The organism is Pseudogemmobacter hezensis, from assembly GCF_013155295.1.
Lineage (GTDB): Bacteria > Pseudomonadota > Alphaproteobacteria > Rhodobacterales > Rhodobacteraceae > Pseudogemmobacter > Pseudogemmobacter hezensis.
The window spans coordinates 36,269-53,002 of sequence record NZ_JABJXT010000024.1 but is presented as its reverse complement, the minus strand read 5'-3'; the positions used below and the strand labels follow the sequence as shown (position 1 = coordinate 53,002).

The 16,734-nt window shown below is 62.4% G+C and carries 8 protein-coding genes and 5 pseudogenes; 11 read left to right on the top strand and 2 right to left on the bottom strand.

Going from position 1 to position 16,734, the window contains the following annotated elements:
* Positions 1-123 (bottom strand): transposase (locus HOY34_RS19110; RefSeq protein WP_172365822.1); only part of this gene is annotated, 123 nt, incomplete at its 3' end.
* A gap of 69 nt (positions 124-192) precedes the next feature.
* On the opposite strand from HOY34_RS19110, the pseudogene HOY34_RS19105 reads away from it, so the two are divergent.
* The 10 genes and pseudogenes from HOY34_RS19105 to HOY34_RS21885 form a co-directional block, all read left to right on the top strand.
* Positions 193-627: pseudogene (locus HOY34_RS19105) on the top strand (transposase); the annotation flags it as partial.
* Positions 628-867: 240 nt separating this feature from the next.
* Positions 868-1,740, top strand: a pseudogene (locus HOY34_RS22500) (IPT/TIG domain-containing protein); the annotation flags it as partial.
* Positions 1,741-1,797: 57 nt separating this feature from the next.
* The gene (locus HOY34_RS19100; RefSeq protein ID WP_253944554.1) at positions 1,798-6,753 is read left to right on the top strand and encodes an Ig-like domain repeat protein; all 4,956 of its coding nucleotides are present in this window, start codon (positions 1,798-1,800) and stop codon (positions 6,751-6,753) included.
* Between the two features lie 228 nt (positions 6,754-6,981).
* Positions 6,982-7,485 (top strand): RNA polymerase sigma factor, encoded by a 504-nt coding sequence (locus HOY34_RS19095; RefSeq protein ID WP_172365818.1) that lies wholly within the window; start codon positions 6,982-6,984, stop codon positions 7,483-7,485.
* Between the two features lies 1 nt (position 7,486).
* Positions 7,487-8,440, top strand: a complete 954-nt coding sequence (locus HOY34_RS19090) for a FecR family protein (RefSeq protein WP_172365816.1) — start codon at positions 7,487-7,489, stop codon at positions 8,438-8,440.
* 262 nt (positions 8,441-8,702) lie between these two features.
* On the top strand, positions 8,703-11,312 hold the full coding sequence (locus tag HOY34_RS19085) for a TonB-dependent receptor (protein ID WP_172365814.1): 2,610 nt from the start codon (positions 8,703-8,705) through the stop codon (positions 11,310-11,312).
* Positions 11,313-11,376: 64 nt separating this feature from the next.
* Positions 11,377-11,988 carry a biliverdin-producing heme oxygenase gene (locus HOY34_RS19080; RefSeq protein WP_216654841.1) on the top strand — a complete coding sequence of 204 codons (612 nt, stop codon included), beginning with the start codon at positions 11,377-11,379 and terminating at the stop codon, positions 11,986-11,988.
* A 274-nt stretch (positions 11,989-12,262) separates the two neighbouring features.
* Positions 12,263-12,766 (top strand): annotated as a pseudogene (locus HOY34_RS19075) (IS21 family transposase); the annotation flags it as partial.
* Positions 12,763-12,978 (top strand): annotated as a pseudogene (locus HOY34_RS22565) (transposase); the annotation flags it as partial. The pseudogenes HOY34_RS19075 and HOY34_RS22565, both read left to right, overlap by 4 nt.
* A 3-nt stretch (positions 12,979-12,981) precedes the next feature.
* Positions 12,982-13,242, top strand: a pseudogene (locus HOY34_RS21885) (integrase core domain-containing protein); the annotation flags it as partial.
* Between the two features lie 607 nt (positions 13,243-13,849).
* Here the strand turns inward: HOY34_RS21885 and HOY34_RS19065 are convergent.
* Positions 13,850-15,499, bottom strand: a complete 1,650-nt coding sequence (locus tag HOY34_RS19065) for a hypothetical protein (protein WP_172365810.1) — start codon at positions 15,497-15,499, stop codon at positions 13,850-13,852.
* 167 nt (positions 15,500-15,666) lie between these two features.
* Here HOY34_RS19065 and HOY34_RS22205 point away from each other — a divergent pair, with 167 nt between their 5' ends.
* Positions 15,667-16,401: a hypothetical protein gene (locus HOY34_RS22205; RefSeq protein WP_253944553.1), complete on the top strand. Its 735-nt coding sequence runs from the start codon at positions 15,667-15,669 to the stop codon at positions 16,399-16,401.
* Positions 16,402-16,734: the final 333 nt, after the last annotated feature.

Genomic DNA, 16,734 nt, shown 5'->3' with positions numbered 1-16,734 from the left:
AAGCTTGTAATAGGTCGCGGGGCTCAAGCCGTGCTTCCGGCAGAGCTCGGAGGTCGGCAAACCTGCCTCCTGCTCTTTGATCATCCCGATGATTTGCGCCTCGGTGAAACGGCTTTTCCTCATGTCGTCTGCTCCTTCTCAGGTTGGGCAGACTCTACATCACGGCGAGGGAACTTCCGGGGGGCAGGTCAGGACCTGACGCCTGCGACCGGCCGGGCCGAGCGGCAGGCCGCGATCGACATGATCCACCGCCATTCGCCGGGCTCGACACGGCGGCTGACGCTCGGCGCCGACAAGGGCTATGATGCGGCAGAGTTCGTTGCCGACCTGCGCCAAGCCTGTGTCACCCCGCATATCGCGCAGAAGTCGCGCTATTCCGCCATCGATGGGCGCACCACCCGTCACAAGGGCTACGCCTTGTCTCTCCGGCATCGCAAACGTATCGACTTGCGTCGGGAAAACGATCCCCCGGATCGTTTTCTGATCCTCCTCACTATCGGCTGGGCCAAAACCGTCGGGGGTGCCGCCCAAACCGCCTTTCGAGGTATCGAACGCGCACGTGCCCGCTTCATCATGACGCTTGCCGCAGGAAATCTGGCCAGACTGCCGAGGCTGCTCGCAGAGTGAACCGAAAATGGCGTTACGAGCAGGCCAAACACGCCAGAAAAACCAGATGAACAAACCGGCGTCTTCGAACAGCAAAGGACAATGTCCTCAGCCCGAGACTAAATCAGCACCCTGTTAACCATGGGGAGGAGTACCGCCCGGTGCGGTCCCCGCAAAAAGTGCGGCACAACTATTACGGGTTCCGGCCACAATTGGAGCATACATCGCGGATATATATTTCTATATGCATCAGCGAGATGAATGCCGGGTGTACGAGTTAAACGGGGCTGTTACCCAATGATTCGGAGATGCCCCATGAACGGGAATGATCGCGCCTGCGCCAACGAGGCTTGCAACCCGGCTTTGCCCGGGGCCCCTCATCTCCTGGCTTCCGGCACGGCACACCGCCCGGCCCGCGCAGGCGGCGCCCTGAGCCGCATCCGCGCGCGTCTTCACGCAAGCCTCACCGCGGCGATGGTCTTGTGCCTTGCCCTGATCGCCTCGCTGGCTGCGGCACCGCTATCGGCGCAACCGATTACAATTCGGGTGAATGCCCCGGCCACAGTGTCACCCGGGCAAACAATCTCCTACACGATCCAGATCGCCAATGAGGGGGCCCAGCATATTGATTTGCCCGCGCAGGCCAATGTCATGATCCCGACCCTGTCGCGGTCAGCGACCTATGTTTTTAATCAGACAACCTGTGGTGGTGCGCTGAACGCCTCAGGTGGGCAGGCCTCTTTAATCCTGCCCACGCGGTTTGAAGCCGGGGCGAGGTGCGACTACGTCATCTCGGACACGGTTCCCGCTGATCTCTCCCCTGGATATTTTCCGTTCTCGCTGGGGGCCGGGGCGCCATCATATTATAGCCTGGCCAACGCAGGGATTGAGGTGTTGGCACCGCCCCCTCACCTTGCCGACATCTCGCCGTCCAGCTTGCTCCCCGCCGGCGCCCAGATCGTGACGATCTCGGGAACGCGCTTTGACAACAGCTCGACCGTCAGTTTCAACGGCATACCGGCCAGTAGCGTCACCTATGTCAGTCAATGGCAGCTGAAGGCTGTCGCCCCGAGCCTTCCCGAAGGGACAGTCGGGGTGACGGTCTCGACAGGGGGGCAAGCTTCGGCCCCATATAACGTGGCCGTGGCCAAGGGCACCCCTACCGTTAGCCTGCCCAACGGCGTTGTGTTGATGGCCAACGATTGGCCCGTCCGCGACTACACTGTCAGGCTTTCCAATGCGCCCCATGCAACGGGCCGGCTGTCTCTGACGGTTGACGGCACGACAATAGACAGGCTGGTTGTTCCGGGGCTAACCGGCTACACCTTCACATTGCCAACTGTGCCTCAGGGCTATGCAGGTGACGTGTCGGTATCGGCCGCCTATACCGATGATGACAATTATATAGCACAGACGGCAACGGGCCAGATCACCGTCGTCACCTCCTCGGCACCGGTCGCCACGATCAATGCTCCGGTGAACGCTGTGGGCAGCGGCCTGGATGTATCGCTCATCGGTTCGACGGTCTCCTCACCAGTCTCTGGCCAGGAGTTCACCTACACATGGACCCAAACCAGCGGCACGTCAGTCACACTGAAGAACGCCAATAGCCAGACTGCCAGCTTCGCCACCCCGGTGATACCGCCAGGCGGAACGGCTGAGGCACTGACCTTCAGCCTGAGGGTTGAGGACAATTATAGCCGTTCATCGTCGGCCACAGCAGACATCCTTATCCTTCCGCAGCCTATGGGCGCACCGACGATCTCGCTGTCGCAGTCGAGCGCCACATCTGTTGCTGGCCAGGGCGCGCAGGTCGTGGTCACGCTCAGCGGTGGCTATCAGCCGACCGGCAGGATCAGCCTTGAAACGGCGACAGGCCCCGTGGCCGAGCTTCCGCTCTCGCTGCCGGATACGACCTTCACCCTTAACCTGCCCGTGGGGCAGTATAGCCTTTCCGCCCGATATCCCGGTGACGAAAACAATACGGCTGCGACATCCAGCATTCCGCTGAACCATCAGGTGACCGCGCCCGTGCTGAGTATTCTCCAACAGCCGCAAAGCACCAGCGTCCAGGCGGGCCAGATGGCTACCTTCTCGGTGGTGGCGGAAAATGCCACCTCATATATATGGTTCGTCAGCACCGACGGGCTTAATTTCACGCCGCTGACCAATGGAGTCAGAGGCCATAGCGGGGTCGATACCGCCACGCTGAGCGTCACGGCCGAAGCCGGCTTCGATGGGTATCAATATGCGGTCTCGGTCAAGGGCGGCGCCTTCTCCATGATCTCCACCCATGCCACCCTCACGGTCACCACACCGACAGCGCCTTCGCCGGTTTTGACACAAAGCTCCCTCCGGGCCGGGCCCACTGGAGGCGGCAGCATCGTCGAACTTACCGGCACGGGTTTCACTGCCGAATCGACAGTGAGCTTCGGCAACATCGCGGCCACCGGGGTGATTTTCGTCGATTCGACCCGGCTTGTGGCCACCGCCCCGCCGCAGGCGGCCGGCCAGGTGCAGATCACCGTGAGCAATGCGGCCGTCACCTCTACCGGACAGGCCTTCGACTATGTCGCCCCACCGACGCTCACGCGCGTTTTTGCGCATGACCGGCTTTTGCCTGGCGAGAGTTCGCAAATCAACTATACCCTCACCGCCTCGCCGCATATCGAGGTCGAGATCACCGAGCCACTCCACGGCTTCTTCCCGGTCAGCGTGATGTCTGCAGGGCCGGGCGTCAATCAAACCGGCGCCAACAGCTTTACCATGCAGGGGGACACGACGGCCGAGCTCAGTTTCACCATCCCTGCCACGAGGGCCCCGGGAACCATCACGAGCACGACCACCCTGATCGCCTATTCGATCGATGGCGTTATGCAACCCGGCCTGGCCCCGCTTTCCAGCACGATAGAGATCCTGCCGTCACTGACAGCCCCGACGATCTCAGCCCTCACCCCCGCTGCCGGCTATATCACCGGCGGCTACTACATTACCATCACCGGAACCGACTTCACCCCGGACAGCAGCGTCAGCATCGGCGGCAAGCCCGCCAGCGCGGTCACCTTCATCGATGCGACCTATCTCGTTGTGACGATACCGCCCGGTGCCGGAGGCCCTGCCGCGATCACTGTGACAACCCCGGGCGGCACCTCGAATGCGCAGAGCTTCACCTATGAGACCGAGCCGCGCGTCCTGACCTTTGCGCAGCCAGTGATCTACGCGCCCATCGATGAACCTCTGATCGTCGAGGCCAACCTTTCGGGGGCGCCCGATGTTGGTACCCTCATCATCATCACGCTTAACGGCAGGATTTATGTCGGTTCGGTCCTCAACAAGAACGGTGACATAAGAATCACCGTGCCTGCCGCTGATCTTATATTGATAGGAACAGGCAGACCCACGACAGTAACCGCTACCTATAGCGGGGGCGCTGGCCACGCCGGCAGCTCCGCCTCGGCCCAGGTAATCGTATTCGTCAGCCCCTTCCCGGTGGCAGATGCCGGGCCCGATCAAACGGTCGCAGCCGGGGCCAGCGTCACTCTCGACGGCTCTGCCTCGCATGCCGGGGGCAGCACGCTCACCTATAACTGGGAGCAGACAAGCGGAACCAGCGTCAGCCTTAGCGCAATCAGCGCCGCCCAGCCCAGCTTCACAGCCCCCGCGCTCAATCCCGGGGATCCGGCCGAGGCCCTCACCTTCTCGCTGATTGCCACCGATTCATATCTTGTCGCCTCGCATGCAGACAGTGTGACCATCACTGTCGAGCCACCGGAACGGCGCAGGCCGCAGATCAATATCCTCCTGTCGGCCAGCGAAGCGGACTGGGGGGAAACGGTCACCGTTACCGCTGTTCTGGACAACACCAATACGCCCGGGGGCAATGTCGAGTTCTTCGCAGATGGCGTGATGCTGGCCACTGTGCCCGTCACGGGGCCGTCGACCAGTTTTACCCTCGATCCTCTTGACGTGGGGCTCCACCAGATCACCGCGGCCTATTCCGGTGACGCAGGCCATTTCCCCGCCACCTCTCAGGCCTCAGGCCTCACGATCAGGGCCCTCACCCCAAGCCTGACCCTCGATCTTTCGTCGGACACCTCGCAGCCTGGCGAGAGCATTACCCTCACCGCCACCCTGAAGGGCGAGAATTCGGCTGGCGGCACGATCAGCTTCTTCAATGGGACAGACCCGCTTGCCACCCTGCCCATCGCACAGGGCACCGCCGCGCTGACACTCGACAGCCTCGGCACCGGCAAGCATATTCTGACGGCTGTCTATTCCGGGGACAAAGGCCATGCCGCGGCCAATTCAAACCCGGCAGAGCATACTGTCACCGCGCGCGGCACGGGGCTGGTGCTGTCGCTTTCCGCCCCGACCTCGCTTTTGGGTGAGAGCGTTACTCTGACCGCAACCGTAAGCGGGAGTGTCAGTGCCACAGGCACCATCACTTTCGTCAGTGGCACGAACACGCTGGGATCCGCGCCCCTGTCAGGCAATCAGGCGGTGCTGACCCTCGACACCCTGCCGATCGGCCTTTCCCGCATCGTGGCGCGCTATGATGGCGATGCGCAGCACCCGGCTGCCGTATCGGCGCCGGTTGAGCATGTCGTCAACCAGATCGCCACCACGCTCACCCTTACCGCAACCCCTGACACCAGCCTGTCTGGCCAGAACGTCACGCTGCGGGCCAGTGTCGCGGGCATCCCCGGCCATGTTCCGGCCGGAACGGTGCTTTTCAGCGGCCCTGACGGCTTCAGCGCCGAGGTGGCGCTTGATGCCTCTGGCTTTGCCGAAACCAGCTCAGCCAGCCTCACCTCGGGCGAGATCACGGCAAGCTATGGCGGCAATGCCACCTTCCTCGGCTCGACAGGATCGGTGACCATCACCGTCGAAACCCTGGAGATCACCGTCGCGCCGGTGCTCAGCGCCCTTCCGGCCGGTGAGGCGCAGATCGGCTACACGCAGCGCCTAAGTGCCAGCGGCGGCCAGGCGCCCTATGCCTTCACTGTCAGCGCAGGGGCCTTGCCGCCTGGCCTGACCCTTGATCGGCTCACCGGCGATCTCTCTGGCACCCCGCAGGTGCCGGGAACCCATCAGTTCACCGTCACGGTCACCGATCATCTGGGCAATAGCGCCTCGGCCCGCTACACGCTGATGATCGATCACTACCGCCCCGATCCGCGTGATCTGGCCGATGTGATCAGCCTGATGGACGCCCAGATCTCCGCCGCCAACGGCCTTGCCGACGACCAGATCACGCGCTTTGGCGCCCGTCTGGAACGGCTGCACAGCGAGGACGACCGGGCGCGCGCGAGCCTCACCTTCGGCAAGTTCGCCCTTTGGGCCGACAGCTCGGTCAGCCGCGGTGATCGCGCCCAGGAGGCGAGTTTCAAGCGGGGCAGCATCAGCATCGGCGCCGATTACCGCCTCTCGCCGCGGTTTATTCTCGGCGCAGGTCTCGGCTACGGGCTCGATGAAACCAGCGTCGGCGATAATGGCAGCGAGAGCCGTTCCGAAGCAGAGGCGGTGGTGATCTACGGCAGCTGGGCCCCTGTCGAGCGCGTCTTTATCGACGGCTTGCTGGGGCACGCGCGGCTTGACTTCACCTCGCGGCGGCATGTGGATTTCATCGGGGATCTCGCCATCGGCCAACGGCAGGGCAGCCAGACCTTCGGCCAGCTCACAGCCAGTTACGAGCTGCGCAGCGCGGCCTGGCTGCTCGCCCCCTATGGCGGCGTGCGCTTCAGCCGGACCTCGCTCGACAGCTATACCGAGGCGAGCGGCGGCCCTTACCGGCTGATATATGGCGCGCGCTCGGCCGAAACCTTTGCCGGGATCATCGGGCTGCGGGCGCATTATTCCACCCCCTATTCGAGCGCATTCGCCACCGGCACGCTGCGCCTCGGCGGGCGGGCAGAGTATCGCCATTCGTTCAACGAGGTCTCATCCTATCAGCTCGGCTATGCCGACCTGCCGGGCCAAAGCTATTCCGTTGACGGGCGGCGCAACGAGAGCGGCAGCGGCACGGTCGGGTTGAATATCGGTTTCACTTCGGATGCGAATTGGGATTTCGATCTCGATTACCGCGCTGGCTTTGGTGGCGGCAGCACCAGCCACAGCATAGGGGCGAATTTGTCTATCCACTTCTGACCCCCTGCGGCTGCCGGTGTCATGGACATGAAGCCCCGTCCTCATCCATGCACCGGCAGTCCGCCTTTAACCTGTTCGTCCAGCCCGAACGCCTGAGGCCGCTTGCAGTTGACAGACATCGGAAACCGCTGCATTTCTGCCTTAGCCGAGGCCAGCAGAAGAACCTCCGCCAGTGGATAGATTCGTGATGTCCGGTTTCGTGAACCGGCAACAATCGGAGCGGCGGGCATGGCCTGGGATATTCATGGCCTTTTTCAGCGGCATTCGCGGGGGATAAGCCGTGCGCTCCGCAGGCGTGGCCTTGATGCCGAAACAGCCGCCGATCTGACACAGGATACCTTCGTCAGAACACTGGCCGCAGGGCCGGATAATGATGCGGCGGACCATCTGAAGCAGGCCTACCTTTACCGGGTGGCGCGCAATCTGTGGGTTAATCATACCAAACGCGAGGCCCTGCTGGTTTCGGTCCCCTGGGATGATCCCCAGGCAGTGACGGCCCAGGCCTGTGCGCCGGATACGGAAACCATCGTCGCCAATCGCGAACATCTGCACCTTGTCACAGCCCTACTGGAGACGCTGCCCGAGCGGCAGCGCCGTGCCTTTCTGCTGCACCGGATCCACAACCTGCCCATGGCCCGGATCGCCGAAGAGCTGGGCATCTCGACAACCCGCACATGGGAGCTGATCCGCGAGACCTACCGCCTGATCGTCCTGCGGACCGGAGGTTTGTGAGATGTGCAGTGCTGCCGTAACCCGGCCCGATCCCGACAGCAAAAGTGCAAGATTGCTGGATGAGGCCATTGATCTGATGATGCGGCGTCAGATCTCTCCGGACAATCCGGTCACCCGGAAAACCATTGCCGTCTGGCGCGCGCGATCACCCGAGCACGACCGCATCTGGCTGCGTGTCGCCGAGGCGCATGACCTTGGCGGTCTTGCTCTTGCACCTGAAGGCGGTCGCGGCCTGTCCAGACGGAAACTGATACTGGGCGGCGCGGCGGTGGCTGGCCTTGGTTTGGCCGGGGCCTGGGCTGTGCCGCGCCTGCGCCTGCAGCTGCTGGCCGATCATATCACCACGACGGCCCAGCTTTTGCCGCTTGAATTGCCGGATGGAACGCGGATCACCCTGGGCCCGGACAGCGCAATCGCCGGGCCTGCGCCCCAAAACCCCCGTGAGATAGAGCTTTTGCAGGGCATGGCCTGGTTCGACGTGGCCGGGGATGCGACATCGCCGTTCGTTTTGCGCATGGGTGACCGCGTCGAGGCCCGGACGGCCAGCGCCTCGTTCGAGGCATCGCGCGATGCGGGGTTTGTGAACCTGGCCGTCAGCCGCGGGACGCTCAGCCTGGCCGGTCGCATAACGCAACAGATCGACAGCGGAACATGGTTCCGTCTCGACCCATCCACCGGCCTGTCAGAACAGGGAACCCGCGACACCTCGCTTGCCGGAATATGGAAAGAGGGTCTGATTGTCGCCGAAGCAGAGCCGCTTGAATCGCTTGTGGCGCGGATTGCGCGCTGGCTGCCCGGGTCGGTGGTGATTGCCGGGGCAAAGATCGCCAGAGCCAGGGTCAGCGGGCTGTTTGACATCTCTGACCCCGAGCGCGCGCTGGCGGCAGCGGTACGCCCGACAGGTGCACAGATCCGGAATGCAGGCGGCCTTGTGACGGTCATCTCTGCCATCTGAATTTTTTTGCAGTTTTTACCGAATGAAACCGCTGCCCGATTGTATTACTTACAGGGTCGGGCAATACCCACGGCGTTCCAGCGGAACGAGGCACGGCACACCCTCCAGTTCAGTTTGACCGAAGGAGCGGCTCGTCGTGGGCGAAAAACAAGCATATTCAAACCATTCCCGAACCAGCGCGGGTGCAGGAAGCCTGTGGCGGCTTCTTCTGCTTACCTCTGTAAGCATCGCGGCACAGGCGGCGGTGGTGCCGCCGCCCGCGATGGCACAGGAAGCTGCAAAAGAGGTCAGCTTCGCTGTCCCGGCGGGTCCGCTGGGGCAGGCTCTTGTCGTCTGGGGGCGGCAGGCCGGAGTGCAGATCTCTTATCTGGATGCCGCCACCTCAGGCAAAAGCACCTCTGGCCTGACCGGGGCCCTGCCGCCCGAGCAAGCCCTGTCGCGGCTTCTGTCGGGTTCCGGCCTGAGCTACAGTTTCAGCGACGCACGCAGCGTCGTCATCTTTGGGCGGTCCGCCGAAGAGACCGGCGCCGATCCCGCCAGCGGTGTCAATCTTGGCACTATCGTTCTTGGGGGTGGCGCTCTTGGCAGCCATGACGCCACCTTCGAAACCGCAGGATCAGTCGCCTATGTTTCGGGCGAGGAAGTGGCGCAGAAACGCGGCACATCGGTTGGGGACTTCATCTCAGGCCTGCCTGGCGTGCTGAATGGTGACAGCCGCAATTCCGGTGCGCTTGATGTCAATATCCGAGGTATGCAGGGCGAAGGCCGTGTCGCGGTGGTGATTGACGGTGCCAGCAACCAGCAGACTGTCTATCGCGGCTATAACGGCGCCCGTTCCAGCAGCTATGTCGACCCTGACTTCATCGGCGAGGTCGCGGTTGAAAAGGGGGCCAGCACGGGCGCCGATGCCTCGGGCGCGATTGGCGGTATCGTGCGGATGCGGACGCTTTCGGTCCATGACATCCTGCTTCCGGGCAAAAAGCTGGGGTTCCGGGTCCGCGCCGGGGTGAATTCCAACAGTACCTCTGCACCGGCGGTGCAGACGCCGGGCGGGGTTGCGGGGGGGCTGTTCCCGATCGGCCAACCGGCGAATGTGCGCGATGGCGGCAATATGAACCGCCCCGGCTTTCTGGAGCCGACCGGCGGCAATGCCAGCATCGCCGCAGCCTTTACCTCGAAAAATGTCGACCTGGTCGCCTCGGTCGCGCGCCGCGTCAACGGCAATTACTTTTCGGGCGAGCATGGCCGGGGGCAGGCCAGTCTGGTTGATCTTGGGGACAACGGCTATGGCTCGAATGTGATCGGCTATGAGGGTCTCTCGCCCTGGAAGGGCGGCGAGGAAATCCTCAATACCTCGAATGAGAATACCTCGGTCCTGCTGAAGGGCAATTTCCGCATTGGCACGGATCATGAGATCGAACTCAGCTATATGGGCTATGACAGCAGCTATGGCGAGATCATGCCCACCCGCCTTGGCACCCATACCAGTGCGGTCGGCGGCTATCAGTCGCCCCTCGATGAGCTTGATCTGAAGACCTATACCCTGCGCTACAAATGGAATCCCGACAGCGATCTGATCAACCTGAAGGTTGATACGTTCCGAACCGATCTCGACCATCGCCCGACCAGCCTGACGACAGTGGGGGGCGTCACGACGCCCTCCTATGTCTGGTCCCGCGTGGTGCGCGACGGGATTACCATCTCGAATGAAAGCCTGATCGCGGCACTCCCGGGTGAGTTCCGCCTGACCTATGGCGGTGCCTGGCAGCGCGAGAAGATGGGCCTGCCTGATGGTCTGGAAAATGATCGCGCCTTCACCGACCGGATGGAGTTCCCGCCCAGGATGGGCAAGCGGACAGAGACCAACGCCTTCCTGAATGCCGACTGGCAGATCAATCCGGAATGGCAGGTCATGGCCGGCCTGCGTTACGCCGACTACAAAACGACCGACCGCAATTACAAGATGGTCTGGGATGGCGTCAGCTACTGGCCGAATATGTCGTTCTTCCTGCGCCCCGGGGATACGACCAATATCTCGGGCCACGGCCTGTCGAAAAGCATCGCGGTCAGCTGGACACCGACAGAGACGCTGCAGCTTTACGCCCGTTACTCTGATGCCTACCGGATGCCGAGCATTTTCGAGACGATCAACGGCTTCTCAACCGGAAGCGTGCCCGCAGATCTGCGGCCGGAAAACGCGAAAAGCCTTGAGCTGGGCGTCAACAAAGCCTTTGCCGGCGTGCTGGCCGAAGATGACGCGCTGCGTCTGCATTTCGCCTATTATGACAATGACATCGACGATTACGTGACCCGGTCAGACCGTCCGGTTGAGATTTTTCCGGGCGTCTATCAGGGCCAGCTGGGGATGCTCAATCTTGAGAATGCCCGCATGAAAGGGATTGAACTGGCAGCAGATTATGCCAGGGGCGATTTCTCGGCACGGTTGAGCTGGAACCATGCGATCACCTCACGCTATTGCGCAAGGCCGGGAACGGTCTGGAACCAGGACCTCTGCAACGGCGGCGGTTTCGTCAACAGCTACGCGCTGCAACATGTGCCGCCACAGGATCAGGTCACGCTGCAGCTCGGCTATACGCTTTTGGATGACAGGCTGAACATCGGCACCCGGATCAGCTATTTCTCGAAGCGGATCGTTGAAACCACGGTGGCCAATACGTCGCAAATCCAGCCGGGCAAGTGGAACCCCTATACGCTGGTCGATGTCTATGCGACCTATCGGATCGATGAGGCGAAGCAGATCGATTTTGCCATCGATAACCTGACCGACCGCTATTACATGGACGCCCTGAATGCGGCACTGATGCCCGCACCCGGCCGGACCTTCCGCGTAAACTTTACCACAAAATTCTGACACTGGCTCCGGGCGTGCAGGCGCCCGGAGCAATCACCACCCCTTTGACAGCAGGGTCCAGGACATGATCGATCAGGAAACACCCGCAGCGCCCGCAATGGGCAAGCCATCCGACCGCGCAGCAGTTTTGCGCGCAGCAACCCATTCAACACACGACACGCTCGACAAATCGATCATGGCCGCGCGTCCCTTTGACAGCGTCGCAAACTACAGCCATTTCCTGAAGGTACAGCATGCCTTCCACCGTGATGTGTCGCCTCTCTACGACATACCGGCTCTCCGGGATTTTTTCCCTGACCTTGCGCATCGCGCCCGGCTCGCAGCCGTTGTGCAGGACGCTGCTGACCTGGGCATTGCTCTGCCGGATTATACCACTGCACCCGCAACAACCAAAGACACCGGGGTCCCGGAGGCTCTGGGCTGGCTCTATGTCGTCGAGGGGTCCAATCTCGGGGCCGCGTTTCTTTTCAAGGCGGCGCTGAAGCTGGGGCTGTCGGCCACATATGGCGCGCGCCATCTCGCCGGGGCTCCGGAAGGCCGGGCAGCGCAATGGCGTGATTTCAGGGCCGCGCTTGATGCGGTGCGGCTTGAAAAACCCGAGGAAGCCCGCGCCATCGCAGGGGCAAATGCCGCCTTCGCGCAGGTGCGCAAACTGGTTTCCCTGCATCTGGGATGAAAGCCATCCTGTCAGGCGCGCCCACGGGGGGCGTTCCGTTATGATGTGACATATGTGCCTTGGACGGCGCTTTCCGGACAGGAAATGTCCGTTGCCCGGCATGCGGCGGGCGCAGCACTCTGACGCCCGTTGCCCATCTTCTGGCAAGCCTTCAGGTGTTGAGCGGCGTGGAATAAGGACCCCGCTTCTGGGGTGATCGGCGTCCAAAAGGGACCCCACTGACCGGGGGTTGGGTCCAATGTGCCTTCGATGATTATCGGAGGCCGAGCGCAGGATGCTGATCGTGGAGACAATCGCAAAAATCAGGCGGCTGCATTTTACCGAGGGCAAGGGGATCAAGACGATCTGCCGCGACCTGAAGCTGTCGAAGAAGGTGGTGCGGAAGGTGATCCGCACCGGGATTACGGAGTTCACCTATACCCGGACCGTGCAGCCACGCCCAAAGCTGGGTGCCTGGCTGGAGGAACTTAACGGGTTGCTTGAGATCAATGCCGCGCGGGCCAGCCGGGAACGCCTGACGCTGATCCAGATCTACGAGGAACTGCGCGGCCTCGGTTATGAAGGCGGATATGATGCGGTCCGCCGCTATGCCTCGGTCCGGGCGCGCACTCAAAGCTCCGGTGCCTCGTCCGCCTTCGTGCCGCTGAGTTTTGCCCCCGGTGAGGCCTACCAGTTCGACTGGAGCCACGAGGTTGTCTTAATTGATGGGGCGACCACCACGATCAAGGTGGCCCATGTTCGCCTGTGCCACAGCCGGATGTTCTTCGTGCGCGCCTACCGGCCTCCTCAGGGAAGACAGTGCGACACCGGTTGAACAGGGGAGGTGACCGCGCCGCCAACAGCGCGATCCACATCATTGCTATCGATCGCCTGAGATTGGACGCACGTTCGCAGGCCTATGTCGTTAAGCGCATCGCCGCGGGCAGTTCGAAGCTAGAGGCCATACGCTGCCTCAAACGCTACATTGCGCGCGACGTCTTCGGCATCATCAAGGTGCTGGCCTCCCGCGAGATCAAGATCAGCATGTATGGCAAGGGGGCGTGGCGCGACAATGTCTTTGTCGAGCGGCTGTGGCCGACCATTAAATACGAGGAGGTCTACCTGCGCGCCTATGTCAGTGTGGCCGAGTCCCGCGCCGGGACTGGCCGCTATCTCGGCTTCTACAACGGCCGCGGGCCGCAGTCATCGCTTGACGGGAGAACCCCCGATCAAGCCTACTTCAAACAGTCGATACCCGATACGGTGGCGGCATGATCGAGGCGGAAAGCCACTTAGAAAACGCCCGGGAACTGTTCAGATTAACCGAACCACCTCTCCGGACAGTGGCTGAGTGACATCAGGCAGGACTTAGCGTCGGAGAGCTGCCCTCTCACTAAGATCTGCAGGAGCTTTTCCGGATGCAATCTAAAGATTGATAACTGAACTATAGTATGTATTCATGCGCCTTTGATCATGCTGATTTCGAATCTGCTGCAGGGGCGTTGTGACGATGACGATTTTTCCTCTGATCTGGCTCGCGGGTGCTGCGGTTGCGGCCCTCTGTATGCTGACAGGACTGGATCAGGTTCTCCTGATTCAGGGCATTCTTACCTGCCTCTATCTCCTGACGCTTATTCGTCTGCGTCGCTATAGCCGCCACAGGCGTGCTGCGGGAAATCCCCCGCCGCGGGCAGTGGCGCCGGAACCGGCAGACCTGGAAACGCTTGTTGAATTCCGCGAGGAATGCCGCCGCTTTGGCGGGGGGGCGCCGGATGATCTGCAGACACGGCTTTTGCGCAAGGTAATTCAGATAGAGGAGCGGAAGCTCCGCCTTCAGGTCTCAACGCTTTGACGGACGTGAATCGGCCCCCGGGCCCTGACGTCACAGGCCGCCTGACCAGTTGAAATCCGGCTCACTGTCGAGTTTGAGCAATGCCATCAGGCAATGCTGAACATTGTCGACCCTGATCTCATTATTATAGGTCTCAGTCCGCAACCCGCCCATGACAGCTTCAGGCTTGCTTATGTAGTAACCGTCGATCTGTCTGTCGCGGAATTGCAGCTGCCGGATCGCACGCAGTCCCCGCCGCAGGGCGGTTGCATAGCGGTCAGCGCGTGCAGTGTCGCCAAGACGATGCGCAAGACGCCAGGCATCAGCCAGCCCTTCCATATAGACGCCGGTCGATGATGCGTGGGGCGGGCCGTAATCCGGGCGCTCGGGATTGTAGAACCGGCCCTGGAAATCCGGGTGCAGCCGACCATCCCACTGCTGCATTTGCAGGATCCAGTCATTGCGATCGAAGACAAACTCCGCGAGCTCCGGCGCGCCGAGGTCCTCCCAAAGCATGACATAGGCCTGGCTGTGCCAGGGCACAAAGGCCGGGTTCGGATCGGCCAGATGCCAGTCGCGGTAGTATTGAAAGCTGGCGATGCAGCGGCGGGCCAGATCCGGATCGCGGGTCTTCCGGTGCAGCGCCGCCAGGAACAAAAGCGCCTCGCCCGGGTAGAAATTCTGGTTGTCGTTACGATCGGCCGGTTTCAGGAAGGTGCGGAAGGCACCATTTTCCTGCCAGAGATGAAGAATACCAGCACAAAGCGCGCTAAACTTTGCCTCATGATCGGCCGCGTCAAGAATACCTGCCTCGCGGAATTCCAGGATCGCCAGAGCCGCAAGGGCCATGGCCCCGAGCTTTGCCTTACCTTCGAAAATGATCATGCCGAGACCATCTTCTTCCGCGTAAAACTTGTCGAGATTATAGGTCAGACTGGCCCGCGCGCCTGTGGCATCAGGTGGTGATCCACTGCGCGCCGCGATCCGCCCAAGCGCCACAGTCGCCATGAACTGACGAATGGTATTGTCGGCTTTCGACTCGCTGCCCCGGCTCGGCCAGTATTTATAGGTCATCCGGCCGTCGGAATGCAGATTGCACCACATCCAGCCGATCAGTCCCGCAATCGTCTCCTGCAATAGCGCGGCATCGACTGTGTCCGGTGCCTGGATCTGGCCGCCGCGCCAGAGCCTGAGGCATTTGTCTTCGGGGATAAGCAGAAGAAACTGATCGGCATTGAAGCGGCGGATCCGGGCCGCACTTGCCCAGGCTTCGGGTGTGACGCGTTTCAATTTCGCAAGTCGCTCGATCTCGCGCAGGGGGGCACGGTTGGTTGCGATTGCCCTGGTCGGGGCCACCCGTGTGAGCTTGCCATCCGCCAGGATCTCCATCCCGACAAGGCCGCGCAGGCTATTGGGAAACGCGCCGGCCAGCGCCTCCGGTGCGACGGTCTGCCAGCCATGGGTCACACAGAGCTCCAGCGCATCGGGATGTGGTGCCTCGGGAAGATCTGCCCGTGCCTGTTCAATGGCGCCGGCGAGATCAGCAGATTCATACCAGCCGGCTGCAATTTGTCGGCCCTGACTACGCCAGGCAAGCCAGACCGGAGCATCGGGGGCGAGCTGCGCCGTGGCTCTGCCATGAAAACTGTCGAGGATCCGGGTTTCGGAAAGGGCTGCGCTGGCCTTCATTGTTTCTGTCACCTGCACGGTCCTGAATTCTGTGTCGCCTGTGCCGGCAGTCTTCCGTCAAAATGCCGTTGGCTACAAATAAAATGAGCTGCCGCATGGGGGTGCGGCAGCTCAGTATCAGGAGCGGGGGGTTGTTCCGCTCCTGAGGGCGCTCTCCGTCAGGAGAGCAGGCCGCCAACGTGGCTGTCGTCGTCGAGGAGAGTGCTGCTACCCCCGAAGAGACCGCCAAGAAGGCCACCATTTCCGCCCAGCAGGCCACCGACAAGGCCGCCAACCAGACCATTATCTCCGAGGAGACCACCAACCAGCCCGTCACCGCCGAGGAGACCGCCAACCAGGCCGTCATCGCCAAGGATCGGGTCAAGCAGGCCGCCGTCACCGCCGAGCAGACCACCCAGCAGGCCGTCGTCGCCAAGGATCGGGTCAAGGAGACCACCGTCGCCGCCGAGGAGGCCGCCCAGCAGGCCGTCATCGCCAAGGATCGGATCGAGCAGGCCACCGTCGCCGCCGAGGAGGCCGCCCAGCAGGCCGTCATCGCCAAGGATCGGATCGAGCAGACCACCGTCGCCGCCGAGGAGGCCGCCGACCAGGCCGTCATCGCCGAGAACCGCGTCAAGCAGACCGCCGTCGCCGCCAAGGAGACCGCCGTCACCACCGAGGAGACCACCCAGCAAGCCGTCATCGCCGAGGACCGCGTCGAGCAGGCCACCGTCACCGCCAAGGAGACCACCCAGCAGGCCGTCATCGCCAAGGATCGGATCGAGCAGACCACCGTCGCCGCCGAGGAGGCCGCCGACCAGGCCTTCGTCACCGAGGATGCCGTCAAGCAGGCCACCGGTTGCGCCGCCCAGCAGGCCTCCGAGGAGACCACCGTTGCCCAACAGGCCACCCAGCAGACCGCCGTCGCCACCTAGGAGCCCCCCCAACAGGCCGTCATCGCCGAGGACCGCGTCAAGCAGGCCACCGGTTGCGCCGCCCAGCAGGCCTCCGAGGAGACCGCCGTCGCCCAACAGACCGCCCAGCAGGCCACCGTCGCCGCCGAGGAGGCCACCAAGCAGGCCATTCTCGCCGATCAGGCCACCCAGCAGACCGCCGTCTCCACCGACGATGCCGCCGAGCAGGCCACCGAGCAGACCGTCATCGCCCAGCAGACCGCCAAGGAGCCCATCGAGCAGACCCGTCAGCAAGCCCGCGCCGCCACCTTCGCCGCCGCCAAGGACACCGGCGAGCAGACCGTCGACCAGGGT